Source organism: Bradyrhizobium sp. USDA 376, from assembly GCF_054063675.1.
Genome location: NZ_JBSSGN010000001.1, coordinates 2652443 through 2678904 on the forward strand (window position 1 = coordinate 2652443; position 26462 = coordinate 2678904).

General features: G+C 65.7%; 25 protein-coding genes. 14 read left to right on the forward strand and 11 right to left on the reverse strand.

Annotated elements, in window-relative coordinates; genetic code table 11:
- Positions 1-30: 30 nt before the first annotated feature.
- Both ACVJ19_RS12495 and ACVJ19_RS12500 read left to right on the forward strand, forming a co-directional pair.
- Positions 31-291: a hypothetical protein gene (locus ACVJ19_RS12495; RefSeq protein WP_453948876.1), complete on the forward strand. Its 261-nt coding sequence runs from the start codon at positions 31-33 to the stop codon at positions 289-291.
- 168 nt (positions 292-459) lie between these two features.
- Positions 460-2712, forward strand: a complete 2253-nt coding sequence (locus tag ACVJ19_RS12500) for an OmpA family protein (RefSeq protein ID WP_453948875.1) — start codon at positions 460-462, stop codon at positions 2710-2712.
- 189 nt (positions 2713-2901) lie between these two features.
- Here ACVJ19_RS12500 and argG read toward each other — a convergent pair whose 3' ends face one another.
- The 6 genes from argG to ACVJ19_RS12530 all read right to left on the reverse strand — a co-directional run bounded on the left by argG (position 2902) and on the right by ACVJ19_RS12530 (position 8998).
- Entirely contained in the window at positions 2902-4239 is a 1338-nt protein-coding gene (argG, locus tag ACVJ19_RS12505) for an argininosuccinate synthase (protein ID WP_453948874.1), read from the reverse strand.
- Between the two features lie 93 nt (positions 4240-4332).
- Positions 4333-5109, reverse strand: a complete 777-nt coding sequence (locus ACVJ19_RS12510; RefSeq protein WP_453948873.1) for a phosphatase PAP2 family protein — start codon at positions 5107-5109, stop codon at positions 4333-4335.
- A gap of 179 nt (positions 5110-5288) precedes the next feature.
- Positions 5289-5783, reverse strand: a complete 495-nt coding sequence (locus ACVJ19_RS12515) for a hypothetical protein (protein ID WP_453948872.1) — start codon at positions 5781-5783, stop codon at positions 5289-5291.
- 188 nt (positions 5784-5971) lie between these two features.
- Positions 5972-7174, reverse strand: coding sequence for a 23S rRNA (adenine(2503)-C(2))-methyltransferase RlmN (gene rlmN, locus ACVJ19_RS12520; protein ID WP_453948871.1), 1203 nt, complete (start codon positions 7172-7174; stop codon positions 5972-5974).
- A 204-nt stretch (positions 7175-7378) separates the two neighbouring features.
- Complete coding sequence (locus ACVJ19_RS12525; RefSeq protein WP_453948870.1) at positions 7379-8041, reverse strand: invasion associated locus B family protein; 663 nt, start codon at positions 8039-8041, stop codon at positions 7379-7381.
- Between the two features lie 117 nt (positions 8042-8158).
- Positions 8159-8998, reverse strand: coding sequence for an SDR family oxidoreductase (locus tag ACVJ19_RS12530; protein WP_453948869.1), 840 nt, complete (start codon positions 8996-8998; stop codon positions 8159-8161).
- 311 nt (positions 8999-9309) lie between these two features.
- Between ACVJ19_RS12530 and ACVJ19_RS12535 the strand changes: the two genes are divergently transcribed.
- From ACVJ19_RS12535 to ACVJ19_RS12550, 4 genes are all read left to right on the forward strand, one after another.
- Complete coding sequence (locus ACVJ19_RS12535) at positions 9310-10284, forward strand: NADPH:quinone oxidoreductase family protein (RefSeq protein ID WP_212346294.1); 975 nt, start codon at positions 9310-9312, stop codon at positions 10282-10284.
- Between the two features lie 150 nt (positions 10285-10434).
- Positions 10435-10623 carry a hypothetical protein gene (locus ACVJ19_RS12540; protein ID WP_453948868.1) on the forward strand — a complete coding sequence of 63 codons (189 nt, stop codon included), beginning with the start codon at positions 10435-10437 and terminating at the stop codon, positions 10621-10623.
- Positions 10624-10639: 16 nt separating this feature from the next.
- Positions 10640-11515, forward strand: a complete 876-nt coding sequence (locus ACVJ19_RS12545; protein WP_453948867.1) for a hypothetical protein — start codon at positions 10640-10642, stop codon at positions 11513-11515.
- Positions 11516-11533: 18 nt separating this feature from the next.
- Entirely contained in the window at positions 11534-12694 is a 1161-nt protein-coding gene (locus ACVJ19_RS12550) for a TAXI family TRAP transporter solute-binding subunit (protein ID WP_453948866.1), read from the forward strand.
- A 178-nt stretch (positions 12695-12872) separates the two neighbouring features.
- On the opposite strand, the gene ACVJ19_RS12555 is transcribed toward ACVJ19_RS12550, so the two are convergent.
- Positions 12873-13259 (reverse strand): YkvA family protein, encoded by a 387-nt coding sequence (locus ACVJ19_RS12555; protein ID WP_453948865.1) that lies wholly within the window; start codon positions 13257-13259, stop codon positions 12873-12875.
- Positions 13260-13364: 105 nt separating this feature from the next.
- Entirely contained in the window at positions 13365-13664 is a 300-nt protein-coding gene (locus ACVJ19_RS12560) for a 4a-hydroxytetrahydrobiopterin dehydratase (protein ID WP_453948864.1), read from the reverse strand.
- Between the two features lie 154 nt (positions 13665-13818).
- Here ACVJ19_RS12560 and ACVJ19_RS12565 point away from each other — a divergent pair, with 154 nt between their 5' ends.
- Positions 13819-15264, forward strand: a complete 1446-nt coding sequence (locus ACVJ19_RS12565) for a TAXI family TRAP transporter solute-binding subunit (RefSeq protein WP_453948863.1) — start codon at positions 13819-13821, stop codon at positions 15262-15264.
- Positions 15265-15430: 166 nt separating this feature from the next.
- Entirely contained in the window at positions 15431-16972 is a 1542-nt protein-coding gene (locus tag ACVJ19_RS12570) for an alkaline phosphatase D family protein (protein WP_453948862.1), read from the forward strand.
- A 3-nt stretch (positions 16973-16975) separates the two neighbouring features.
- On the opposite strand, the gene ACVJ19_RS12575 is transcribed toward ACVJ19_RS12570, so the two are convergent.
- The gene (locus ACVJ19_RS12575) at positions 16976-17359 is read right to left on the reverse strand and encodes a response regulator (protein ID WP_453948861.1); all 384 of its coding nucleotides are present in this window, start codon (positions 17357-17359) and stop codon (positions 16976-16978) included.
- 181 nt (positions 17360-17540) lie between these two features.
- Here ACVJ19_RS12575 and ACVJ19_RS12580 point away from each other — a divergent pair, with 181 nt between their 5' ends.
- The 6 genes from ACVJ19_RS12580 to ACVJ19_RS12605 all read left to right on the forward strand — a co-directional run bounded on the left by ACVJ19_RS12580 (position 17541) and on the right by ACVJ19_RS12605 (position 24578).
- Positions 17541-18305: a Crp/Fnr family transcriptional regulator gene (locus ACVJ19_RS12580; RefSeq protein ID WP_453948860.1), complete on the forward strand. Its 765-nt coding sequence runs from the start codon at positions 17541-17543 to the stop codon at positions 18303-18305.
- A 313-nt stretch (positions 18306-18618) separates the two neighbouring features.
- A complete protein-coding gene (locus ACVJ19_RS12585; RefSeq protein WP_453948859.1) occupies positions 18619-19335 on the forward strand; it encodes a prolipoprotein diacylglyceryl transferase in 717 nt (238 codons plus the stop codon).
- Positions 19316-20761 (forward strand): radical SAM protein, encoded by a 1446-nt coding sequence (locus tag ACVJ19_RS12590; RefSeq protein WP_453948858.1) that lies wholly within the window; start codon positions 19316-19318, stop codon positions 20759-20761. Before ACVJ19_RS12585 ends, ACVJ19_RS12590 begins: the two co-directional genes overlap by 20 nt.
- Positions 20758-21042 carry a hypothetical protein gene (locus tag ACVJ19_RS12595; protein ID WP_453948857.1) on the forward strand — a complete coding sequence of 95 codons (285 nt, stop codon included), beginning with the start codon at positions 20758-20760 and terminating at the stop codon, positions 21040-21042. Before ACVJ19_RS12590 ends, ACVJ19_RS12595 begins: the two co-directional genes overlap by 4 nt.
- Positions 21043-21281: 239 nt before the next feature.
- Entirely contained in the window at positions 21282-23108 is a 1827-nt protein-coding gene (typA, locus tag ACVJ19_RS12600; protein ID WP_453948856.1) for a translational GTPase TypA, read from the forward strand.
- A 222-nt stretch (positions 23109-23330) separates the two neighbouring features.
- Positions 23331-24578, forward strand: a complete 1248-nt coding sequence (locus tag ACVJ19_RS12605) for a flavin monoamine oxidase family protein (protein ID WP_453948855.1) — start codon at positions 23331-23333, stop codon at positions 24576-24578.
- A gap of 92 nt (positions 24579-24670) precedes the next feature.
- On the opposite strand, the gene ACVJ19_RS12610 is transcribed toward ACVJ19_RS12605, so the two are convergent.
- Positions 24671-25078, reverse strand: coding sequence for a thiol-disulfide oxidoreductase DCC family protein (locus ACVJ19_RS12610; RefSeq protein WP_453948854.1), 408 nt, complete (start codon positions 25076-25078; stop codon positions 24671-24673).
- A gap of 62 nt (positions 25079-25140) precedes the next feature.
- Positions 25141-26460 (reverse strand): SDR family oxidoreductase, encoded by a 1320-nt coding sequence (locus tag ACVJ19_RS12615; protein WP_453948853.1) that lies wholly within the window; start codon positions 26458-26460, stop codon positions 25141-25143.
- Positions 26461-26462: the final 2 nt, after the last annotated feature.

Consider the following 26462-nt stretch of genomic DNA (forward strand, 5'->3'; position numbering starts at 1 on the left):
CTTCTCTGGACAACGATCTCGATGACGCCGATGCCGATCGAACCGCCGGAGATTCCACCGGCAACACCGGGGACTCCCACCGAACCGCCGCCGGGAATTCCGCCCGGCAATCCGCAACCCGACATCACGCCGCCGGTGCACGAGCCCGGCGAATCACCGCGGCCCGACGAATTGCCGGGCCACATCCCTGAAGAGATTCCATCGCGCGGGCCGAGCGGCCCGCTCACGCCCAATCCTGCGACGGACGCAACGCCACTGCGGGAGCACATGGGGGCGACGCACCACATGTGAGGCGATTGCAAGGAGCGTCTGAATGCGCAATGAACGTCGCCATAGTGAGATGATTTGCGTGCAGAAATAAATCGGGCCGCGACCGCTTCGCCCGCCACAATGCGGCCTAACGCGTAGCTGTTCATCCCAACCACTTCGTCAAAGAACCTTCCGGGGAAGTTCACCACCATGACCAACCTTCGTTTCGTGCTGCTTGCGACGACGGCTCTCACCGCGATGCAATTGGCCAACACCGCATCGCATGCGCAAAGCGCTTCGCCGCTCGTGGTCGCGCAGGCCCAGCCGCAAGAGACGGGCCCTGACGGAAAACCGAAGCAGCCGCCAAAGGGCCCGCCTGCGGCCACGCCGCCTGCCGCGCCCGCGCGCCCGGCCGCACCGCCACCCGCAGCTGCACCGCCCCACCCGCCTGCTGCGCCTCCGCCGGCCGCCGCGCCGCCGCGACCGGCAGCACCACCTCCACCTCCGCCGCCTCCCGCAGCCCGTCCGGCTCCGCCGCCGCCACCCCCGCCGCCTGCTGCTCCCAAGCAGCCTTCGCCGCCTCCGGCCGCGGCCCCGCAGCAGCACGCCCCGACACCGCCGCCTCCGCCGCCTGCAGCACGTCCGGCTCCCACGCCGCCGGCGCCGCCTCCCGCGGCGGCTCCGCAGCACGCGCCGACGACTCCGCCTCCTGCGGCCCGGCCGGCTTCTCCGCCACCGCCTGCCGCAGCTCCTGCGGGGCGGCCCGCGCCCGCGGCGACACCAACGCCCACGGCTCCTGCTTCCCCCGCGCCGCCTGCGGCCCGCCCCGGCGCGCCTGCGCCGGCAGCCACTCCCGCTCCGACGGCGACACCCGCTCCGACGACAACACCTGCGCCGACCGCAACGCCGGCTCCGGGCAGCACGCCCGGCGCGCCGCCGGCCGGCCGCCCCGGCGCACCGCCGCCCGGCGTACGTCCCGGCTCGCCTCCTCCGGCGGGATCGCCGGCACCCGGTGCTGCGCCTGCTCCAACGGCAACGCCGGCCCCCGGTGGCGCTCCGACGACGCCGCCCGGACGTCCGGGGGCAGCGGCCCCGGCTCCCGGCGCGACTCCAGCTCCCACGGCGACTCCGGCACCCGGTGGAACCGCGACGCCACCGGCCGGACGTCCGGGGGCGGCGCCCCCAGCTCCCGGCGCGGCTCCAGCCCCGACGGCGACGCCGACGCCTGGCCAGCAGGGTGGAACGCCTCCTGCCGGCGCGCCCGCTGCCGGAACTCCGGCTGCGCCGCCCCAGGCCGGCACCCTCCCGCCCCGGCCCGCGGCGCCTGCCGGCGCTGCAGCTCCGACGGTCGTCCCCGGCTCGGCCGCCGCAGCGCCGCCGCCGAACAGGCCGCAGTACGCGCAGCCGACGGTCGCGCCCGCTTTCCGCGCCGCGCCGACGGTCGCTGCACCCTTGCCGCCTCCGCCCCGTCCGCCGCAGCGTGACCTGACGCCGCTGGCGATCGGCGCGGGCGTGGTGGCCGGCGCCGTGATCGGCGCAACCATCGCCGACATGCACAGCCAGCGGCGCGAGGTCGTCGAAGGCGGCCGCACCGTCTACACCGAGCCGGACCGCATCATCATCCGCGATCCGGGCGGGCAGGCCTATGTCCGCGGCAACGATCTCTATCGCTTCCGCTACGGCGCCCGCGACATCCGCACCGACACCGTCGGCGGCGAAACCCGCACCGTCGTGATCCGTCCCGATGGCAGCGAGGTGATCACCGTGGTCGGCCCGGACGGTTCGCTGCTGCGACGAATCCGCAGGGACCCCGGCGGGCGCGAGATCGTCATCATCGACAACAGCTACCGCGATCCCCGGTCGGTCGGCGGCTTCTATGTCGACGTGCCGCCGCCGGTCGTGAACATTCCCTACGATCGCTACATCGTCGACGCACAGGAAGCGTCGCCGGACGTGATCTACGCGACCATGCAGGCACCGCCGGTGCAGCGGATCGATCGGCGCTACTCGCTCGACGAGATCCGCTACAGCCCCAATGTTCGCATGCAGATGCCGAGCATCGACGTCAACACGATCAACTTCGAGACGGGATCGTGGACCATCCCGCCGGACCAGGCGGCCCGGCTGCAGGTGATCGCCGACGGCCTCAACCAGGCGATCCAGCGCAACCCGCGCGAGGTGTTCCTGATCGAGGGACATACCGACGCGGTCGGCAACGAGGTCGACAATCTGTCGCTATCGGACCGCCGTGCGCAGTCCGCGGCCGAATTGCTGACGCAGCAGTTCAATGTGCCGGCGGAAAACCTGACGTCGCAGGGCTATGGCGAGCAATACCTGAAGGAGCAGACGCAAGGGCCGAGCCTGATCAACCGGCGCGTCACGGTCCGCCGCATCACGCCGCTGCTCAACGGCGGCCAGGCCTCGCTGCCGCCGCCCCCGCCCGGCACCGCGCCGCCGCGGTAACGGCACGCACAAACGCAAATGGCCGGGAGCGATCCCGGCCATTTTTGTTTTCGTTGTTACGCACGACGTTGCGGCACATCGCGCAATCGTAGGGTGGGCAAAGCGCGTGAGCGCCGTGCCCACCACTATCTCATTCGTGGAAAGACGGTGGGCACGCTTCGCTTTGCCCACCCTACGGCAGCGAGAATGTCAGCCCTTGTCGCTCTCGAGCTTGAAGATCTGCGAGCCTTCGCTGCCCGACAGCAAGCCGGTCTTCGAATAGAGACCGAGCTTCGTCCGCGTGTCGGCGATGTCGAGATTGCGCATGGTGAGCTGGCCGATGCGGTCGGCCGGCGTGAAGGCGGCGTCCTCCACCTTCTCCATGCTGAGCCGTTCCGGCGCATAGGTGAGGTTGGGGCTCTCGGTGTTGAGGATCGAATAGTCGTTGCCGCGGCGCAGCTCGAGCGTGACCTCGCCGGTGACGGCGCGCGCGACCCAGCGCTGCGCGGTCTCGCGCAGCATCAAGGCCTGCGAATCGAACCAGCGGCCCTGATAGAGCAGACGTCCCAGGCGCATGCCGCTGATGCGGTACTGCTCGATGGTGTCCTCGTTGTGGATGCCGGTGACGAGGCGCTCATAGGCGATGTGGAGGAGCGCCATGCCGGGCGCCTCGTAGATGCCGCGACTCTTGGCCTCGATGATGCGGTTCTCGATCTGGTCGCTCATGCCGAGACCATGACGGCCGCCGATCGCATTGGCTTCGAGGAACAGCGCGACGGGATCGGAGAAGGTCTGGCCGTTCAGTGCCGTGGGCTGGCCTTCCTCGAAGCGCACCACGACCTTCCCGGCCTTGACGTCGCAATCGTCGCGCCAGAACGGCACGCCCATGATCGGGTTGACGATCTTGATGCCGCTGTCGAGGCTCTCGAGATCTTTTGCTTCGTGCGTAGCACCGAGCAGATTGCTGTCGGTCGAATACGCCTTCTCGGCGCTCATCTTGTAGGCAAAGCCCTGCGCGGTCATGAACGCCGACATCTCGGCGCGGCCGCCGAGCTCGTCGATGAACTGCTGATCGAGCCAGGGCTTGTAGATCTTCAGGCCCGGATTGGTGAGCAGGCCGTAGCGGTAGAAGCGCTCGATGTCGTTGCCCTTGAAGGTCGAGCCGTCGCCCCAGATGTTGACACCGTCTTCCTTCATTGCCGCGACCAGCATCGTGCCGGTGACGGCGCGCCCCAGCGGCGTGGTGTTGAAATAGGTGATGCCGCCGGTCGAGATGTGGAAGGCGCCGGACTGGATCGCGGCGATGCCTTCATGGACCAGCTGCGTGCGGCAATCGACGAGGCGCGCCTTCTCGGCGCCGAACTCCATCGCCTTGCGCGGGATCTCGTTGTAGTCGGCCTCATCAGGCTGGCCGAGATTGGCGGTGTAGGCGTAGCAGCGCGCGCCCTTCTGCTTCATCCAGAGCAGCGCCGCGCTGGTGTCGAGACCGCCCGAAAAAGCGATGCCGACTTTCTCACCCTTGGGCAGGCTTTTCAGGATCGTGGTCATGGGGCTTCCAATCGGGTCTCAAAGGGCTGATTTCGGGGCGAACTTGACCGCGCGAATATCAAATTTCGCGGGGCTGGGCACGCATTTAATGGCTCAAATCGACGGCGCTGGGCCGATCTTGCGGCCGAACAGGCGCTGGCGGAGCCGGTAGGCGGGCATGTTCAGCCGGGTCAGGGCGGCATCCACCGCCTCGTCCGAAAACCGGGTCCGCGGCCAGCGGTAGATCATCGCGTAGGCGAACCAGATCACGACGAAGGTGACGAGGCCGGCGATCGAGACATCGGTAAAGAAATGCCCGCCGAAGGCCATGCGGAGCCCGCTGGTGACCGCCCCGAAGATCACCGCTCCAGCATAAGCGAGCGGCCGCCAGGCCGGCGGAGCGAGCGCGGCAGGGGCCAGCGTCCAGAACGCGGTCGCGCCCTCGCCCGAGAAGAACGAGCAGTTGCGCGCACAGCCGCCGCGCGGATCCCACCACGGCACGAACTGCTGGTCGCCGGCGAACTCCGTCACCACCACCGGACGCGGCCGGCCCCAATAGGTCTTGAAGGTGAGATTGGTGAGGATGCCGGCGGACAGGATGATCGTGACCAGCAGGAACACGATCGCGCGCCCCGACACCAGCAGCGGCCGGTCGGGCCGGATCATCTTGACCACCAGCGCCACCAGCGAGGGCAGCACGAACGCCCAGGCGATCCACATCGCCGCATCACGCGCGAAGCCGGCCCAGTCGTTCAGCTTGAGCGGAAACGTCTTCGTCTCGGGATCGAAGAACAGCGATGCCAGCTTGAGATCGAGCTCGGGATAGAGGCCGAAAACGACGCCGATCACGAGCCACAACGCCAGGGCGATGAAGAGTCCAGTCCGGTTCATGGCGCGCGGTTTAGCGGAGTGGGGCGGGGATGGAAACCCTTGCGACCGTCATTCCGGGGCGGTGCGCAGCACCGAACTCCGGTGCGCCCTTTGCGCACCTGAGAATCTCGAGATTCCCCGGTGCGCAATTGCGCACCTGAGGTCTGGTCCTTCGGACCATCCCGGAATGACGGCACAAGTCACCTCGCATCCGGCCGCGACTGCGACGGCAACGGCGGAGGCGGCCGGCGCGGGGGCGGCGGGTTGCGCCAGGCGCCGGCATTGCGGCCGGCGACCAGCCAGTAGACGACGCCGGCAACGATGCCCGCACCCGTCATGATTTCCAGGTGCCGGCGCACGATACCTTCGAACTGCAAGGTGTCGGAGTGGAAGGGAACGAGGCCGAGATAGCAGGCGAGCCCGACGAGGCCGCCGCCGACGGCATAAGCGAGCGCGCTGCGGATGTGGAGCGCTTCGGTGATGGCGACGATCACCGCAGCCGGCACCAGCGCGAAGCCCGAGACGAAGATGAAGCCGAAGCCGAGCAGGATATCGATCGCGCCCTGATCGACGGGGCCAGCGCCGAGATCGGCGAACTCCGGAAACAGCAGCGCGACGACCACGATCATGCCGCCGACGAAGCAGGCGGCGAGGAAGCCGATGAAGATGACGATGAGGCGGCCGATCAGGGACATCTGATGGACCCGTTGAGTGTCATCGTCATTCCGGAGCGGTGCGCAGCACCGAATTCCGGTGCGCCCTTGCGCACCTGAGAATCTCGAGATTCCGGGTTCGCGCTACGCGCGCCCCGGAATGACGGCTCATAAACGCAGATGGCCGGGTCAAGCCCGGCCATGACGAGAGTGCGCAAGGCACGCATTCATCAATCCGTCATCGCCATGGCGCGCAGCGTCTGGCGTTCGCGGGCCGAGAGCTTTTCGGTCTCCGACTTAAGCTGGCCGCAGGCGGCGAGGATGTCGCGGCCGCGCGGGGTGCGCACCGGGGAGGAATAGCCGGCGTTGAAGATGTATTCGGAGAACTTTTCGATCTGGTCCCAGTCCGAGCACTCATAGGCCGTGCCGGGCCAGGGATTGAACGGGATCAGATTGATCTTGGCGTGAATGCCCTTGAGCAGCTTCACCAGCAGCTTCGCATCGTCGAGCGAATCGTTGACGCCCTTGAGCATCACATATTCGAAGGTGATGCGGCGCGCGTTCGAGGCGCCAGGATAGTCGCGGCAGGCCTGCAAGAGCTCCTTGATCGGATATTTGCGGTTGAGCGGCACCAGCTCGTTGCGCAGCTCGTCGCGCACCGCGTGCAGCGAGATCGCGAGCATGACGCCGATCTCCTCGCCGGCGCGCACGATGTTCGGCACCACGCCCGAGGTCGACAGCGTGATGCGGCGGCGGGAGATGCCGATGCCCTCGTTGTCGCCGACGATGAGCAGCGCATCGCGGACCGCGTCGAAATTGTAGAGCGGCTCGCCCATGCCCATCATCACGATGTTGGTGACGCGGCGCGTGCCGTCCTCGCGATCGGCCCAATCGTTCAGGCGGTCGCGCGCGACCATGATCTGTCCGACGATCTCGCCGGCGGTGAGATTACGCACCAGCCGCTGCGTGCCGGTGTGGCAGAACGAGCAGTTCAAGGTGCAGCCGACCTGCGAGGAGACGCAGAGCGTGCCGCGATCGGTTTCGGGGATGTAGACGCACTCGACTTCGTGCGCCTTCTCGACATTGTCGCCGCTCGGCAGACGCAGCAGCCATTTGCGGGTGCCGTCGTTGGAGATCTGCTCGGCCACGACTTCAGGCCGATCGACGGTGAAATGCTGGGCGAGATCGGCGCGGATGCCCTTCGAGATCGAGGTCATGTCGTCAAAACTCTGGGCGCCGCGGAAATAGATCCAGTGCCACAGCTGCTGCACGCGCATCTTGCGCTGCGCCGGTGCGACGCCGATCTCGCCGAGGCGATCGGCAAGCTCGCTGCGCGACAGGCCGATCAGCGACGGTTTTGCCGGCGGCACATAGGTTTCGAGTGGAGTCTTCTCCACCAATGTTGCGTTGTGCGGCTCGGTCGAGGTTTGCATTGAATGGACCTGATAGCTTGGTCGTTCCGGGGCAGCTCGAAGAGCTGAACCCGGAACCTCGAGATTCTCAGGTGCCCAACTGGGCACCATAGTTCGCGCTTAGCGCGTCCCGGAATGACGGAAAAAACTAGGAACCGCCCCTATATAGCAACCGGAACCGCCGATTGCGACCTTATCGCCCCGGCAATCTTAACGCCTGCAGCCTTAACGCCTGCAATCCTGGGCGATCTTGTCGAGCGCCTGGGCGAGGCCCTTGAGCGAGAAGGTGTCGGTCGTCTCCGTGCCCTTGGCCGAGACGCCCTTGACCACGAGATCGGCGGATTTGCGCATAGCTTCGACCATCCGCTCCTCCTCGGCCGCATTCTTGATCCAGAGGCCGTCGCCCTGCGTATACATCGCGAAGGCGGCGCCGCCGACCTCGACCGAGGATTCCGAGCCCGGCTTCAGCGCGTAGCCGATCATGACCGAGACTTCGTTGTTCACCTTTTCCGCCGGCCGGGTCGAGACGAAGGCATAGGCGGGATCGCGCGGCCGATTCGGCGGGTTGGTCTTGGACGATGACGGCTTTGCCAGCGCGAAGCAGACCTTCTTGCCGTTCGGTGTCGCCGAATAGGCACCCCAGGTGCCAAACTGGCCGATCAGGGTCGGTTCCGCACCACCCGCAACCGCCGCGGCCGGGCCCGCCGGCTTGCTCTCGGGCTTTGCAGCGGTCTTTGCGGCCGTACTGGCCGCGGGCGCGGCCGACTTCGGGGCAGCCTCTTTGGGTGCGGTTTTGGGCGCCGGTTGAGCCGTCTGCGCCCGCGCGAGATCGGCGATCCCGCACGTCGTCATGCCGACCATCAAAACAAAAGATAGCACCCGCCACATGCTGGAGTGGTTCCCTCAATATTGTGACTGGAAGATGGCCCGGCCGCGCTTTGTCCCCGCAGCAGGGATAGCCGGGAAAGTTCAATTTGGGAAGGCAGTTAGGGGAAGTGGCGACGATCAGGTCCTGGATCGCGCGGCACGCTGGGCGGCCCATTGCGCGTCGGTCCAGCCGAGCAGGTCCTCGGCGCCGGAACTGCGTAAATGCGCGCCGCCGTCGATCACCACCATCTCGCCATTGATGTAAGCGGCACGGTCGGAGACGAGGAAGCTGGCGAGATCGGCGAGCTCGCTGTGCTCCCCGGTGCGGCCAAGCGGGTTGCGGGCGGTCCAGCCTTCGTCGCGGCCCTCCGGGCTGAGCTGCCCCGACGCGCCGGCGGTCGGGAACGGCCCAGGTGCGATCGCGACGGTGCGGATGCCCTTCGGGCCCCACTCGACCGCAAGGCTCCTGGTCATCGCCAGCACCGCCGATTTCGCCATCGCCGACGGCACGGTGAAGGCGCGGCCGGTGATGGTCGAGGTCGAGAGGATCGAGAGCACGACGCCACCATGCTTGCCCTCGATCCAGCGCTTGCCGGCGGCAAGCGTGCAATACATCGTACCATGCAGCGTCGGCGCCAGGATCGCGTCCGCGGCGCGGAAAGAGAGATGCTCGCTCTGCGCGATGAAGGTGGCAGCGGCATTGTTGACGAGGATGTCGAGCGGCGCCTCGCGCCAGATCGCATCCATCATGCTGTCGACGGCGGCGCCGTCGCGGATATCGCAGGCGATCGTCGTGACCTTGCCGCCGGTCTCTTCGCGCATCTCGCCCGCCGTGGCCTCGAGCCGATCGAGCTTGCGGCCGCAGATCACAAGCTCGGCGCCGAGCGCGAGGAAGCGACGTCCCATCGCCGCGCCAAGGCCCGAGCCGCCGCCGGTGACGAGGATGCGCTCGTCCTTGAGCAGACCCGTTTCAAACATCGTTTGAATCCTTTCTCATCGAACGTCGTCACTGAGACGAGGCAAAGACTCTCACCTTTCGTCGTCCAGGCGAAAGCCAGGACCCATTACCACCACGAGAAGTTTGACGAAGATAATCCGCCACGTGGCAAATGCGCCGACAGCTTCCGTGTCCCCGTTTTCGAGACGGGTAATGGGTCCTGGCTTTCGCCAGCACGACGTCGGGGAGAGACCAGAGCGCAACCGACAAAGAATCCGGATTGTCGCCACTGCCTAAATCCGGCAGAAACGACCCAACTATAATTCCACTCGAAACGCCCCAAGGTGCTGCCATGAAAGCCATCCTCTGCTCGCAATATTGCCAGCCCGACGATCTCGTTCTGGCCGAGGTGCCGGATCCGGTGGCAGGTCCCGGCGAAGCCGTGATCGCGATCAAGGCCGCGGCGCTGAACTTCTTCGACATCCTGATGATCCAGGGCAAGTACCAGATCAAGCCGCCGTTCCCGTTCTCGCCGGCCGCGGAAGTCGCCGGCGTGATCGAGAGCATCGGCCCCGGCGTGACTGATCTCAAAGTCGGCGACCGCGTCGTCGCCTCCTGCGGCCACAACGGCGCGCGCGAGAAGATCGCGCTGCCGGCGGCCTCGATCGTCAAGATCCCCGACAATCTCGACTACGACCGCGCGGCCGGCATCATCATCATCTACGGCACCGCGCTGCATGCGCTGGAAGATCGCGCGAGCCCGAAGCCGGGCGAGACGCTCGCAGTGCTCGGCGCCGCAGGCGGCACCGGCCTTGCCGCCTGCGAGCTCGGCAAGCTGATGGGATTGAAGGTGATCGCCTGTGCCTCGTCGGACGAGAAGCTTGCGTTCGCGAAAGCGCATGGCGCCGAGCTGACGCTGAACTACGGCAAGGAGGATTTGAAGGAAGGCCTGCGCAAGCTGACGGGCGGCAAGGGCGTCGACATCATCTTCGATCCGGTTGGTGGTGCGTATGCCGAGCAGGCGCTGCGCTCGATCGCCTGGGAAGGCCGCTTCCTCGTGATCGGCTTTGCCGCCGGCGACATTCCGAAAATGCCGCTGAACCTCGCGCTGCTGAAAGGCTGCGACATCCGCGGCGTGTTCTGGGGCGCCTGGACCCGGCTCAACCCGGCGAAGAACCGCGCCAATCTCGAGAAGCTCGTGAAGTGGACCGCGGAAGGAAAGATCTCATCGCATGTCGACCGCACCTTCCCGCTGGCGCAAACCGCCGATGCGCTGAAGGTGCTGGCGGGACGCCAGGCCATGGGCAAGGTGATCCTGCATCCGTGAGGATGTAACGGCGAAGACTCCCTCCGCGAGTCGTCCTGGCCTGGTGCGCAATTGCGCACGGGAGCCAGGACGACATTGGAGCGTGCCGTTGTGTCATCGCTTCTCGCGCGACGTCGTACCCTCGCACCCTTAGTAAAATCCCCCTCAACCATGACCGTCAAGATTGCGGTGCATTCCGCCGCGCCGCCGCAATCAAACCCAAATATCTCCAGATTCGCGCAAACCGCCGTCGTTTTTTGGGCTGAATCGGACGGCGATTTACCGGTTCCAGTTTGCGGGGCACTTCTGGACAAAAACAAGAAGACTGAAGCCGGGACTGCCCCTGCGTTGCGTCAGTAATGGGGAGCATCACACCATGGAGACGACGGCCTACCGTCCGTCGAAGGAGTCGCGCGCGCTCGATTCCGATCGATCTGCATCACCTTCGTCCACGGCGGACTACATCCGGGCGCGCGCCAGGCGCGCCGAACTTCCACAGGACGATCCAATCCCACTGTTCCTGGCGGACCCGCGCGGAGCACCGGACCCACAGGAATATGCGCCGCTGGCACTGCGCCCCAGAACCAGGGTCGCGCCGCTTGTCGCTGCCGGGCTTGCGATATCCGCCGCGGCGATTGCGGCCGTGTTGTTTCAGTCCGACCTGCGTAGCCTCATCGCCGACTATGCCGGCAGCGCAACAGCCCAGGCCAGTCCGCCCGTCGCGCGCCAGGTCCCGCTCAAGGATCCGGCCCGCGTGACCGACGCGATGCTGGCGAGCGCCGACAAGCAAGAGCTTCCGGCGCCTTCGACGCCAAGCCGCGAAGCGATCGCGACCGCCTACCAGACCGCGCTGCAAGCGCAAAGCCAAAGCCAAGTCCAAGTCCAAGTCCAAGGCCAAGTCCAAAGCCAAGTCGAAGCGCCAGCTCCGGCGCCCGTCGCGGCACAGCCTGCACCGCCCGAGCCTGCCAGGACGCTCGACGCCGACACGCTGGCAGGACTGATGACGCGCGCCAGACGCCTGATCAGCGTCGGCGACATCGCCGCCGCGCGCCTGCTGCTCGAACGCGCCGCCAACGCGAAGGACGCAACGGCCGCGCTGCTTCTGGCACAGACCTACGACCCCGCGGTGCTCGGCACCAGCGACGCGCGGAGCGTCATTGCCGACGCAGCCGCCGCGCGCGACTGGTACCAGCGCGCCGCCAGCCTCGGATCGGCTGAAGCGCGCAAGCGCCTCGCCCAGCTCTCGAACTAGACCACTTCAGGGGACATCATGCGCAACGTTTTGAAAATGGCGCTTGCCGCCATCACGACCATCTGTGCGTTCGCGGCCCATGCCGAGCAGGGCGAATACGATCCGGCCAAGGTCTCTGACAGCCTGAAGGCCATCTTCCAGTTCGGCTCGAGCTCGACCAAGCAGTCGCTGAACGCCAACACCGTCACGCTGATCACGGGCACGATCGGCGGCACCTATGTGCAGTTCGGCGCCGATCTCGCCTCGGTGCTCGACGACGGCAACAAGATTCGCGTGCTGCCGATCGTCGGCCGCGGCTCGGTGCAGAGCGTCGCCGACATCCTGTTCCTGCAAGGCGTCGATCTCGGCATCGTGCGCGCCGACACGCTCGACTATCTCGAGCGCAAGGGCTTTGCCAAGGACATCAAGAAACAGTTCACTTACGTGACCAAGCTCTACAATGAAGAGATGCAGGTCATCGCGCCGAAGTCGATCGCGACGCTGAAGGACCTCGAGGGCAAGACGGTCAGCGTCGACCTGCCGAACGGCGGCACCTTCGTCACTGCCCTCACCGTGTTCGAGCGGCTCGGGATCAAGGCGAAATTCGTCTATGTCGAGCAGCGCATCGCGATGGAGAAGCTGAAGGCCGGCGCGATCGACGCCGTCATCGTGGTCGGGGGCAAGCCGTACAAATCGGTCTCGACCTTCGGCAATGACGGCCGCTTCCATCTCGCCAAGGTGGACTATGCCAAGCCGCTGCAGAGCGACTATCTGCCGGCGACGCTGACTGCGAAGGACTATCCGAACCTGATCAAGGAGGGCGAGAGCGTGGACACGATCGCGGTGCCTGCGGTGCTCGCGGCCTATAGCTGGGCGCCCAACACCGAGCGTTATCGCAAGCTCGCGCTGTTCGTGGACGCGTTCTTCACGAAATTCCCCGCGCTGCAGAACCCGCCCTTCCATCCCAAGTGGAAGGAGGTCTCGCTCGCGGCACCGCTGTCCGGCTGGAACAGATTGCCGGTGGCGCAGCAATGGCTCGACAAGCACGGCGTCGAGCCGGTGACACGCCAGCGCTTCGAGGCGTTCCTGAAGCAGAGCCCCTCGGCAGCGAACGTGTCCGACGCGGACAGGGAAACGCTGTTCAAGCAATTCCAGGCGTGGGACGCGGAGAAAGCGCGGGCGGAGGCGGGGAAGAAGTAGCTCTCTTGACGTCGTCCTGGCGAAAGCCAGGACCCCCGCGCGAGCGCTATGCGCTCGTCGCGATTACCACCGAGAGGAGTTTGACGAAGACTCGGAGTGAGCACCGCCCGCAGCCATCACCTAACGGGGTAATGGGTCCTGGCTTTCGCCAGGACGACGTGGGACTGAGAGCGGCGGGCTACGCTACTTCCGCCTCCCCCTCCTCCACGCCGCGCTTCAGCGCGGCGCGGGCGGCTTCGCGGTGCTCGGACGTGATGTGGGTGGCGACCATGCGGATGGCGGTGGCGAGCACAGCGGCGTCATCGGCGAAGCCGAGGATCGGCATCACATCGGCGACGAAGTCGAACGGCAGGATGAAATACGCGATCGCCCCCAGCAGCGACGCCTGGACATGGCGCGGCGTCTGCCGGTCGAACGCGCAGTAATAGGCCGCAAGGAGATCCTCGGCGAACGGCAGTTGCGCGGCGACGCGCTTCAGCTTGCGCCAGAAGCGGCGGCGGACGCTCTCACGATCTTCCGCGAGCCGATCGGCCGGCTCGAAGCCGACGCTGTGCTCGGCAGCCATGCTCCAAAACTCCCCGTTCAGCCAGGAGCGGCGGATCGCCGCATGTCCTGCTGATCACAAGATGGGGATGCGGCCGGGCGCTGCAAGATGTCAGCTCGGTGTCAGCTAAGCTGTCAGCTTGGCGATGGCGTTCATCGCCTTGGCGAGCTCGATGTCGCGCGCGGTGACGCCGCCGGCGTCATGGGTCGACAGCACCACCTCCACGGTCTTGTAGACGTTACGCCATTCGGGGTGATGGTCCATCTTCTCGGCAACCAGCGCCGCGCGGGTCATGAAGCCGAACGCCTCGTTGAAATCCTTGAAGACAAAGGTTTTCGCGATCGCGTCGCGACCCCCGACCTCGCTCCAGCCCGGGATACCGCCCAGTGCCTGCTTGCGTGCTTCCGCCGCCAGCCGTTCTGCCATGATCGTCTCCATGCTTCAGGGGAACTTTACCCTAACATCGTGCTTACGGTCCGGGTTCACGAGGGGGATTTCCTCCATCCGCTAACCATGACGGAGAAGTAACCCCGCCGGACAAGAAATTTGCTACAATTGCGGGCCTAAATCGCCGGCCGAGATGAAGCTGAGCCTGAAACGCCTGTTTGGGAGATCGATGACCGGGGGTCTGGACCTGGCCGAAGCGCCCACTCCGCCTTCGCCGCGATCAGCGGCGCGGAAGACGGCACTCGTGTCGCTCGCGCTGGTGCTTGCGATCATCGGCGCGCTCGTCGGCGGCTACTATTTCGCGATGCGTCCGGTGACGCTGAAGGTTGCGGTCGGCCCCGCCAACAGCGACGACGTCAGGGTCGTGCAGACGCTGACGCAGGCTTTCTCGCAGAACAAGAGTTACGTGCGGCTGCGCCCGGTCCAGACCGACGGCGCCACCGCCAGCGCCGAGGCGCTCGCGGAGGGCAAGGTCGATCTCGCCATCGTCCGCGGTGACGTCGACGTGCCGAAGAACGCACAGGCGGTCGCGACCCTGCGCAAGAACGTCGTGGTGCTGTGGTCGGTCCAGGGCAAGGGCAAGAAGAAGGGCGCCAAGATCACCAAGATCGCGCAGCTCGCCGGCCATCGCGTCGGCGTGGTGGGCCGCACCCAGGCCAATGTCAATCTGGTCAAGGTGATCCTGCAGCAATACGGCGTCGACCCCGCCAAGGTCGAGATCATCCAGTTTCCGGCCAACGAAGCCGCCGAGGCGATCAAGTCCCAGAAGGCCGATGTCTATCTCGCCGCCGGCCCCGTCAACAGCAAGATCACAGCGGACGCCATCGCCGCCTCCACCAAGGATTTCGGCACGCCGACCTTCCTCGCGATCGACTCGGCGGATGCGATCGCGCAGAATCATCCGGTCTATGAAGCCTCCGAGATTCCCGCCGGCACCTATGGCGGTTCGCCCGATCGTCCCGAGGACGAGGTCAAGACCATCAGCTTCTCGCACCACATCGTGGCGCGCAAAGGCGTATCGGAGACCACCATCGCGGCATTCACGCGCCAGCTGTTCGCCGTGCGGCAGCAACTGGTGACGGAATTCCCGCTGGCGGCCAAGATCGAAACGCCCGACACCGACAAGGACGCGGTGATCCCGGTGCATCCGGGCGCCGCCGCCTTCGTCGACGGCGAGGAGAAGAGCTTTCTCGACAAATACAGTGATTACATCTGGTGGAGCCTGATGGCGCTCTCCGCCATGGGCTCGATCGGTGCCTGGTTTGCGGGTTACCTCAAGAAAGACGAGCGCGACAACAACAGCCACCTGCGCGAACGCCTGCTCGACATGATCGCCGCGGCGCGCAAGAGCGAGACGACGGAAGAGCTCGACCAGATGCAGGCCGAGGCCGACGACATCCTGCGCGACACGCTGCACTGCTTCGATCACGGCGCAATCGAGGAAGGCGGGCTCACTGCCTTCAACATCGCGCTCGACCAGTTCCACGCCGCCGTCGCCGACCGCAAGGCGGTGCTGATGAGCCTGCCGCAAAACCTGCAACGCGCGGGCGCGCAGTTCAGGGCCGCCGGCAACGCGTAAAGGCTTGCCCGCGTTATTGCTGCGTCACATTGTCTCAATATAGACCTTACCGTCATTCCGGAGCGCGCGAAGCGCGAATCCGGAATCTCGAGATTCCGGGTCCGGTCCTTCGGACCGTCCCGGAATGACGGCGCTAGATGCGCCTAAGACAACCGGCGAATCCACCATGAACGTCAAATTCTCCCGCCGCCGTTTCCTCACCACCGGCGCCGGCGCGCTCGGCGCCATGGCGATGCCCTATCTGTCGCGCGCAGCCGACCGGCCGGCGGTCACCCACGGCGTACAGTCGGGCGACGTCACCGTCGACGGCGGCGTGGTGTGGGCGCGTGCCGATCGTCCAGCGCAGATGCTGGTCGAGGTGGCAACGACCGAGTCCTTCAAGGACGCCCGCACCCTGCCGCCGATCGCGGCGCTGCCGGAGAGCGACTTCACCGCAAAGATGCTGATCGAGAACCTGCCGAGCGGGCAGGACATCTTCTACCGGGTCCGCTTCCGCGATCTCTCGCACAGTGCGATCGAAGGCGAGCCGGTGACCGGCCGCTTCCGCACCGCGCCGGCCGACCGCCGCGACGTCAGCTTCGTCTGGGGCGGCGATGTCGCAGGCCAGGGCTGGGGCATCAACCCCGACGACGGCGGCATGTTCACCTTCTCGGCGATGCGCAAGCACCGTCCGGATTTCTTCCTGCATTCCGGCGACACGATCTATGCCGACGGGCCCATTGCATCCGAAGTAAAGCTCACCGACGGCAAGATCTGGAAGAACGTCACAATCCCGGAGAAGGCCAAGGTTGCCGAGACGCTGGACGAGTACCGCGCCGCGCACAAATACAATCTCACCGACGACAATCTCCGTGCCTTCAATGCCGAGGTGCCGATCTTCGTGCAGTGGGACGACCACGAGGTGACCAACAACTGGTCGCTGTCGAAGGAATTGCCGGCCGCCTACAAGGTGCGCGACATCGAGCTGCTCGCGGCCCGCGCGGGCCGTGCCTTCCACGAGATGTACCCGATGCGCGAGAGCGTCACCGAGCCCGGCCGCGTCTATCGCCAGATCTCCTACGGCCCGCATCTCGACGTGTTCGTGCTCGACGAGCGCAGCTATCGCGGCCCGAACGGCGCCAATCTCGAGACCGCCTACGGCCCCGCCAGCTATTTCCTCGGCCCGGACCAGATCGCCTGGCTCAAGCGCGGCCTTTTGAATTCGCGTGCAACATGGAAGGTGATCGCATCCGACATGCCGATCAGCCTGATCGTCCCGGACACGCCGAAGGGCGGCTCGGAAGCCATTGCCCAGGGCGACGGCCCGGCGCGTGGCCGCGAGTTCGAGATCGCCGACATCCTCCGCTTCATCAAGATGGCGCCGATCAGCAACACGGTGTGGTTGACGGCGGACGTGCACTACGCCGCCGCGCATTATTACGATCCGAACAAGGCGCAATTCCAGGAGTTCGAGCCGTTCTGGGAGTTCGTCTCGGGCCCGTTGCACGCCGGCACTTTCGGACCCAACGCGCTCGACAACACCTTCGGGCCCGAAGTGCGTTTCGTGAAGGCGCCGGGCAAGGACAACCAGAACCTGCCGCCGTCAGCCGGCATGCAATTCTTCGGTCACGTCAAGATCGACGGCGCGTCCGGTCAGATGACGGTAACCTTGCGCGACCGCGCCGACGTCGCGCTGTGGTCGACCACGCTCGATCCCAGGCAGGCCTGATCGCTAATCAGCGGCTCGCACCTTGAGCGCCGCTTCCAGCGCGTCGCTCGAGCACGGCTTCTGCAGACGCGGCTGGCCGGCGAATTCGGGCGGTATCCGCGCGTCGGCACCGTAGCCGGTGACGAAGACGAAGGGGATCTTGAGTGCGACCAGCCGCTCGGCGATCGCAAAGCTCGTCTCGCGGATCAGCTCGACATCGAGCAGTGCGAAGTCGGGAGCGCGCTTCGCGATCGCCTCCAGCGCCTGCGTCACCGCGCCGACGGTCCGCACGCTCGTCACACCGAATCCGATGAGGCGATCCTCGAAATCGATCGCAATGATCGGATCGTCCTCGACGATCAGAATATCGGCAGGCCGGGCTGAGCCATCGGAGAATGCGGGTGCCATGATCACATCTTCTGCGTGAGGTTTTTCGGATCAGGACTGCCGCGACCCGATGCCTGCGCGCAGCGCATCGGAGGGTTCCCGGAACGAAACCCACCACATCGTCGTTCTCCAGTCTGTCCACTTGTGCACACAGGAGATGGACGGAACTCGCTAATGTGGAGAGGAGGACAGGGAGTTCACGATGGATGCGCGCATCGACAAGACGAGCGAAGTCGACAGCCGACCGGCCAACAATCTGCTGCGGCGCTTGAGCCAGGCGGACTATGCGCTGCTCGCGCCATACGTGACCGTCGAAGACTCCGCGGCGGGCGAACTGCTCTACAATCCCGGCGATGACGTCCAGGTCGTCCACTTCCCCTGCGGACCGTCACTCGCGACATTTCTGGTGCCCAATGAGGACGGCCGCGATGTCGAGACCATCCTGGTCGGCCGCGAAGGCGCGGTGGGCGGCATCGTCAGCGAAGGATTCCTGCCGGCCTACACCCGCATCTGCGTGAAGTTCGGCGGTCCCTTCGCGCGCATTCATGTCGCCAAGCTCGAAGCAGCCAAGCTGCGCTCGCCGTCGCTGCGCAACATTTTTGTCCGCTACGCCGACTGCATGCTGGCGCAGATCTTCCAGTCCACTGCCTGCAACGCCATCCACTCGATCGAGCAGCGCACGGCGAAATGGATTCTGGCGGCGATGGAGCGGACCGGCGACGAGAGCAGCGTGCCGCTGACCCATGAGCAGCTCGCGACGCTGCTCGGGGTCGGGCGCAGCTATGCCAGCCGCGTGCTCCAGTCGTTCAGGGCCGAAGGCGTGCTCGACACAAGGCGCGGATCGATCCTGGTCCGCAACCGCGACGGCCTGCGCCTGCGCGCCTGCCGGTGCAACGACGCCGTGAAGATGCATTTCGAGGACGTGCTGCGCGGGGTGTACCCGACGGAGGAGCGGGAGGCGGGGTAGCGGCCCAGTCTTGCTTCTTCCTTCTCCCCTTGTGCGGCAGAGCGATCGCTTCTTGGCGGCGGCCTGCGCACGTTTCGTCCTTCGAGACGACCGCTTCTCGCGGTCTCCTCAGGATGAGGCTAAGCGGCACCGGCGCCGTTGAAATTGCCGCCGCGCACTCCGTCCTCATCCTGAGGAGCCCGCCAAAGCGGGCGTCTCGAAGGATGTGCGCCAAGGGGATCTGCCTTTCCCATGCGATATCTTGTGGCAAGGCAGAGGGCACAAAAATGCGCGGCGCGCTCTTCTGAGCATGATCGTGCTATACTGCCTCCGCATGAGCGGGGCACTCCTTCACACGATCTTCGACATCGCGGCGTGGCTGGCGGCGGCAGCGGCGCTCTCCTGGCTGTCGCGGCGTGGCTTGCGGTTTCCGGCGCAATCCTTCGAGCTGCCCTATATCGCCGCGCTGGTGTTCGGCGCCGGCCTTGGCGCCTATCTGTTCGGGTCCGCCAATCTGTGGCTGTCGGGGCAGAGCGGCATTGCGCGCTCGGTGGAGGGCGCGCTTGCCGGCGGCATCGTGGCGATCGAGCTCTACAAATGGTCCGCAGGGATCACAGTGCGCACCGGCGCGCGGTTCGCGCTGCCGCTGGCGCTCGGCATCGCGATCGGCCGGCTCGGCTGCTACTTCGCGGGCCTCGACGACTTCACCTATGGCACGCCGACGGCGCTGCCCTGGGCCCATGATTTCGGTGACGGCGTTCTCCGCCATCCCGTGCAGCTCTACGAGAGCGCGGCCATGGCCGTATTCGCGCTGATCTATGTGCTGGCCGTCGTGAACCGGAACGGGTTTGTGATCACCAATGGATTCTACCTGGTGCTCGCCTGTTACGGAGCGCAACGCTTCCTGTGGGAATTCCTCAAGCCCTATGGCACGCTGATCGGCCCTTTCACCCTGTTTCACCTGCTGTCGCTGTCCATCCTGCTCTACGCCGCAATCATGCTGGCGACGGCGCCCAAAGCGAGATCCGTGCATGAACGCGCCGTTGCGTAAGTCGCGCCCCTACATCTTCTGGGGCCAGACCCAATCCCTCTGCGAGACCTGCCTGAAGCTGGTGCCGACCAAGATCCAGATCCAGGGCAACGAGGTCTGGTACGAAAAGCGCTGCAGGGAGCATGGCGTCCAGTCGACACTGGTGTCGACGGATGCCGCCTATTGGCGCCTGTGCAAGGATTTCATCAAGCCGGGCGACCGGCCGCTGCAATTCCAGCAACGGACGGAATTCGGCTGTCCCTATGATTGCGGCCTGTGTCCCGACCACGAGCAGCATTCCTGCCTGGCGCTGATCGAGATCACCGAGCACTGCAACCTCACCTGCCCGGTCTGCTTCGCCGAATCTTCGCCCGCGCGAACGAAATTCACGCCGCTCGCGACGGTGGAGAAGATGCTCGACGCGCTGGTCGCGAGCGAGGGCGAGCCCGACCTCGTGCAGATTTCCGGCGGCGAGCCGACGCTGCACCCGGACTTCTTCGAGATCCTGGACGCCGTGCGCGCCCGCCCGATCCGCCACGTCATGATCAACACCAACGGCCTGCGCATCGCCCGCGAAAAGGATTTTGTGGCGCGGCTCGCCGAGAACAGGCGCGGGCTCGAGGTCTATCTCCAGTTCGATTCGCTTCAGCGCGATGCGCTGATCAATCTGCGCGGCGCGGACTTACGGAAAATCCGCCAGCAGGCGCTGGAGAATCTCGAGCATTACGGTGTGTCGACCACGCTGGTCGCGACCATCAAGCGCGGTGTCAACGATGGCGAGATCGGCGACATCGTGCGCCACGCCCTGACCTGGACGTGCGTGCGCGGCGTGACGTTGCAGCCGGTGCAGGATGCCGGCCGCAACGAGAACTTCGACAAGAATACCGACCGCATCATGCTGTCGGAGATTCGCAAGCGCGTGGTCGAGACCGGCGTATTCGGCGACAAGGACATGATCCCGCTGCCCTGCAACCCCGAAAGCATCTCGATCGGCTACGGCCTGCGCAATGGCGAGAAGGTGCTGCCGCTGACCTCGCTGATTCCGCAGGAGCAGCTGGTTGCGGTGATGCCCAACACCATCAGCCCGGAGAAATATCCGATGCTGCGGGAGAAATTCATCGACCTGTTCTCGCTGTCATCCGGCCCGCTCAACACCTCCGAGCGCGTCTGCGAACTCCTGTGCTGCCTGCCGAGCTTTCAGGTGCCGGAAGGGCTCTCTTACGAGAACGTTTTCCGCGTCACCATCGTGCAGTTTCTCGACCGCTTCAATTTCTGCGTCGGCAACGTCAAGCGCTCTTGCATCCATTTCGTGACCGAGCAGGGCGCGATCATTCCGTTCGACACCTACAACCTGTTCTACCGGAACGGTACGATCGGCAGGATTCGCGCCGAGTTCGAAGGACAGACTTATCGCGAGGCAAGGCAAAGCGAGGAGGCACCACGATGAGCGATACGCCGCCACCGGTTCTGCCGCCCGTCCCGACGCCCGGCGCGGCACGCAGCGGCTGCCTCACCGCGTTCATGGTGATTTCAGGGGTGATCCTGCTGCTTCCGGGTCTCTGCGCCCTGCTGTTCGGCGGAGCCTCGGTGATCGACGGGGGCAAGCTCGATTCCGACATCGCGCCGCTGGTCTTCCTGGGGCTGGTCGTCGGCATCGGGGGCGTCGTCCTGATCTGGGCGGCGATCAAGGGGCGAAAGGCCCCCGCTCATCCCGGAACCCAGCCCTAAGCCCCGGGAATTCCCGGACAAAATTCAATCAACCAAGGGCCAAAGAACACATTGTTTTTTGGCGGTTTTTGCATATATTGCGCCGCAAACGCGTAGGGTGCCCGGTCGAGCTGACCGGGCTTCCTTTTTGGGCGAAGCAGGCCCCGTTTTCCACGTTTCCAGCGTTGTCCGTGAAGAGGTCCCGGTCTGACCGGCGAGATCGCGCTTAACCCATTGTTCGACCGCAAAGAAGCTCACACATGAACCTTCGCAACGTCGCCATCATCGCCCACGTCGACCACGGCAAGACGACCCTGGTCGACAAACTCCTCCAGCAGTCCGGCACGTTCCGCGAGAACCAGAAGGTGACCGATCGCGCCATGGACTCCAACGACCTGGAGCGTGAGCGCGGCATCACCATTCTGGCCAAGGCGGCCTCGGTGCAGTGGAAGGACACCCGCATCAACATCGTCGACACCCCCGGCCACGCCGATTTCGGCGGCGAGGTCGAGCGCATCCTCAACATGGTGGACGGCGCCCTGGTGCTGGTCGACGCCGCCGAAGGCCCGCTGCCGCAGACCAAGTTCGTGGTCTCCAAGGCGCTCAAGGTCGGCCTCAAGCCGATCGTCGTCATCAACAAGGTCGACCGCCCCGACGCGCGCCCGACCGAAGTCATCAACGAGGTGTTCGACCTGTTCGCGGCGCTCGATGCCAGCGAGGAGCAGCTCGACTTCCCGATCCTCTACGGGTCGGCCAAGCAGGGCTGGATGGCTGACAGCCCCGAGGGTCCGCAGGACAAGGGCATGGAGCCGCTGTTCGATCTCGTCCTGCGCCACGTTGCGCCGCCGAAGGTCGAGGAAGGCCCGTTCCGCATGATCGGCACCATCCTCGAGGCCAACCCCTATCTCGGCCGCATCATCACCGGCCGCATCTCATCCGGCGTGCTCAAGCCGAACCAGCAGGTCAAGGTGCTGCATGCCGACGGCAAGCTGGTCGAGTCCGGGCGCATTACCAAGATCCTGGCGTTCCGCGGTCTCGAGCGCACGCCGCTCGATGAAGCCGAAGCCGGCGACATCGTCGCCATCGCGGGCCTCACCAAGGGCACCGTGGCCGACACCTTCTGCGACCCGACCGTCGAGGTGCCGCTGCCGGCGCAGCCGATCGATCCGCCGACCGTGTCGATGTCGTTCATCGTCAACAACTCCCCGCTCGCCGGCACCGAAGGCGACAAGGTGACGAGCCGCATGATCCGCGACCGTCTGCTGCGCGAGGCCGAAGGCAACGTCGCGCTGCGCGTGGTCGAAGCCGCCGACAAGGACGCGATGGAAGTCTCGGGCCGCGGCGAATTGCAGCTCGCGATCCTGATCGAGACCATGCGCCGCGAAGGCTTCGAGCTCTCGGTGTCGCGTCCGCGCGTCGTCTACCAGAAGGACGAAGCGACCGGCGCCACCATGGAGCCGATCGAGGAAGTCGTGATCGACGTCGACGAGGAGCATTCGGGCGTCGTCGTGCAGAAGATGAGCGAGCGCAAGTCCGAGCTGATCGAGATGAAGCCGTCCGGCGGCAACCGTCAGCGCCTGGTGTTCTACGCGCCGACCCGCGGCCTGATCGGTTACCAGGGCGAGCTGCTCACCGACACCCGCGGCACCGCGATCATGAACCGCCTGTTCCACGGCTATGCGCCGTACAAGGGCGAGATCCAGGGCCGCCGCAACGGCGTCCTGATCTCCAATGACCAGGGCGAAGCGGTGGCCTACGCCATGTTCAAGCTGGAAGACCGCGGCCCGATGATGATCGAGCCGGGCTGGAAGGTCTACAAGGGCATGATCGTCGGCGAGCACACCCGCGACAACGATCTCGAGATCAACGTGCTCAAGGGCAAGCAGCTCACCAACATCCGCACGACGTCGAAGGACGAAGCGGTGCGCCTGACCCCGCCGATCCGCATGACCCTGGAAAAGGCGCTCGCCTATATCGAGGACGACGAGCTCGTCGAGGTCACGCCGAAGTCGATCCGCCTGCGCAAGAAGCACCTCGACCCGAACGAGCGCAAGCGCGCGGAAAAGGCCAAGGAAGCGGTGGCATAAGGCCACCGCTCTCCGTCGTGCCGTAGGGTGGGCAAAGCGCAAGCGTGCCCACCACTTGAGAATGGTGGGCACGGCGCAAGAGCGCCTTTGCCCACCCTACGAAACCGTCTCTGGAATACTGGATCTCACCCGCTCCGAAGTGCCATTGCGCACATGGGCGGGTGATGACGGCTATGCGCGTGGTGGCTTCTGGCCCTCCAGCGAACGTGCTAGAGCCCGCCCATGATCTCCCTGCCCTCCTCCGTCGACGTCGCGATCATCGGCGCCGGTGCCGCCGGCCTCGGCGCGGCGCATGCGCTGGCGGGCTCAGGCTTCTCCGTGATCGTGCTGGAGGCGCGCGACAGGCTCGGCGGCCGTGCCTGGACCATCCAAGCCTCACCCGAGGTGACGTTCGACGTCGGCTGCGGCTGGCTTCACTCGGCCGACAAGAATTCCTTCGTCGCAATCGCGCAGCAGCTGGGTTTCGAGCTCAACAAGGACCTGCCGCCCTGGCGCGAGCGCGCCTATGGCAATGCCTTTCCGCAAAGCGAGCGCGACGATTTCATGCGCGCGATGGACGCGTTCTATGAGCGCCTCTGGCAGACCGCGCAGACCGGCAAGGACGAGCCCGCGAGCCTGAGTCTGGAGGTGGGCAATCGCTGGAATCCGATGATCGATGCGATCTCGACCTATATCAACGGCTGCGAATCGAAGGACATGTCCACGCTGGACTGGAACGCCTATGAGGACACGAACCTCAACTGGCGCGTCCGCCGCGGCTATGGCGCGCTTGTTACAGCCTATGGCGCGCCCTGCCCGGTGGCGCTGAACTGCAACGTCACGCTGATCGACCATTCGGGCAAACGCATCCGCATCGAGACGTCGCGGGGTACGCTGACCGCCGAGAAGGTGATCGTCACCGTCCCGACCAACCTGATCGCCGATGAGGCGATCCGCTTCTCGCCGCCGCTCCCCGCCAAGGTCGATGCGGCCGCCGGCCTGCCGCTCGGCGTCGACGACAAGGTGACGCTGGCGCTTGGCGACGCAGAAGCCTTCCCGAAAGAAGGCAATTTGCGCGGCGCCACCATGCGCACGGAGATGGGCACCTATCACATCCGCCCGTTCGGCCAACCCTGCATCGAAGGCTTTTTCGGCGGCAGCTTTGCCCGCCAACTGGAAGACGCCGGCGAAGGCGCCATCGCCGCGCACAGCATCGACGAGATCGCGGGTTTCCTCGGCAACGATGTCAGGCGCAAGCTGAAGCCGTTGTATGAATCGCGCTGGGCCCGCGATCCCTTTGCGCGGGGCTCCTATTCGCATGCGTTGCCGGGGCACGCAGGGGATCGCGCGGTGCTGGCCGCGCCGGTGGATGGCCGGCTGTTCTTCGCCGGAGAAGCGACGTCGCCGACCTTCTTCACGACGGCGCATGGCGCGCGGGACAGCGGCGAACGGGCGGCGAAGGAAGGGCTAGCGGCTCTGGGCAGGCCGTAACCGCACACTCCGTCATTGCGAGCGCTGCGAAGCAATCCAGAATCTTTCCGCGGTGACCGTCTGGATTGCTTCGCTGCGCTCGCAATGACGAATTATTCGATCACTCGCGCCCGCAAGTCGGCATCCGGCACGAAGCACACGTCATACTTCCCAAAAATGCGATAGCGATTGCGTGCGATCAGGTTGTAGATCGGGTCCCGCAGCGGCTTCGGCACAGCGAATAGTGCCCGCACCCAGCCCCACCCTGGGAGCTGTGACAGCACCGTTAGCGCGGCATCCGACTTCATGAACACTTCGCCGCCATGGACCACCGCATTGGTGTCGGGATCGCCGGGGTCGATGCCGAACGTTCGCGCGAGCCGCGCCCCATAGTCCGACTGGATCGGCGTGAAACGAAAGCGCTTCGCCGTATCGCGCTTGGCGACGAAGCGCACCCAGCGTGAGCAGAAGATGCAGACGCCGTCGAACAGGATGACGTCATCGTCGGGCCATCTTGGCATCGGACTCTCTTTTTTTGACGCGTTTTCTTCACGCGAACCGGGATCCACTTCGCTCGAAAACGCTATCGGCTATCCAACATAAGCAGCGCGACCACCATCAGCACGATCGCCGGCCCGGTCTTCACCAGCGCGCCGAGCGGCTCGATCCAGAGGTCGGGCGTGAGAATCGCGGCGCCGATCATATAGCCGAGCGACGCCAAAATGCCCGCGACAAGCCCGACGGCCGCGGTGCGGCGGAAGGCGATCAGCACGCCAATGCTCATGTCCATCAGGCTGGTGCCGATGGTGATGGGATCGACCAGTGCGGGCGGGAAGTTGTGCGCGCTCAAGATACCTGCGGCGGCGCGGTAGGACACGAACAGCGCGATGAAGCCGGAGACGAGCCAGAACGCGACCAGGCTCGCGACAATCAGCGCCTTGACCAGAAACAGCCGCGCGAACCATTTGTCCTGGATGGTGGCGGGATGGCGCCCGATCGTCTCAGCCAGCGTCTTCGGCGCGATGCTAGTAGCGGCGATCCAGGCCGACGGATCGCCCGTCACGCCGCGACGGAGCTCGGCAATGGCGGTGGAGCGCACCGGCGGCATCCAGCCGAGATAGCTGGCGAAATCGCCGATCTTGGCACTGAGGTCGAGCAGGAAGGACGGCATTGGGAGGCGCGGCCAGCCGGCTGTGCCGAATGCGAGGCGAAACTGCTTGATGACGCCGGCCATGGTAACCGGCTCAACCTGCATCAGATCCCAGCTCACCGCTTTGACGGAGGCATCGTCGATCTCGCGCGCGGCGAGCCAGGCAATGGTGGCCGAAATATCCTCGACGGCAACAGGCTGAAATGACGTCGCCATCTCCTTTTCGGGGAGATCCAGCGGAAAGGCAGCGAGCGCGCGCAGCATCGCGCTGCCGCCATAGGCTGACGGTGCGACCACGAAGCCAGGGCGCAGGATGGCGTAGGGAATGCCGGATGCCGCGATCAGCCGTTCGGCCTCGCGCTTGGTCGTCGCAAAGGCAGTGCGATCCGCCTCCGCGGTGCCGGGAATCGAGATGTGCACCAGCCGGACCGCGCGGCCGCTGTCGGCGACCGCCTGAAGCAGGCGCGCGACAAAATCGCGATGCACGGCGCCCGTGTTGCTGCCCGGACCATCCTGGAGCACGCCGAGGCAGTTGACGACGACATCGACGGAGTGCTCGCTGAGGAGGCGCGTCAGCTCGGCCGCGTCGCGCGAGAGGATCGGCAGCTCGATATCGAGCGCGCTCATCGTCTGCGCCGGCGACAGGCTGCGCGCCACACCAACGACGCGAAAACCCCGCGCGCGCAGATCATCGGTAACGAAGCGGCCGATCAGGCCGGAGGCGCCGAGCACCAGGATGGTTTTTGGGTTCATCG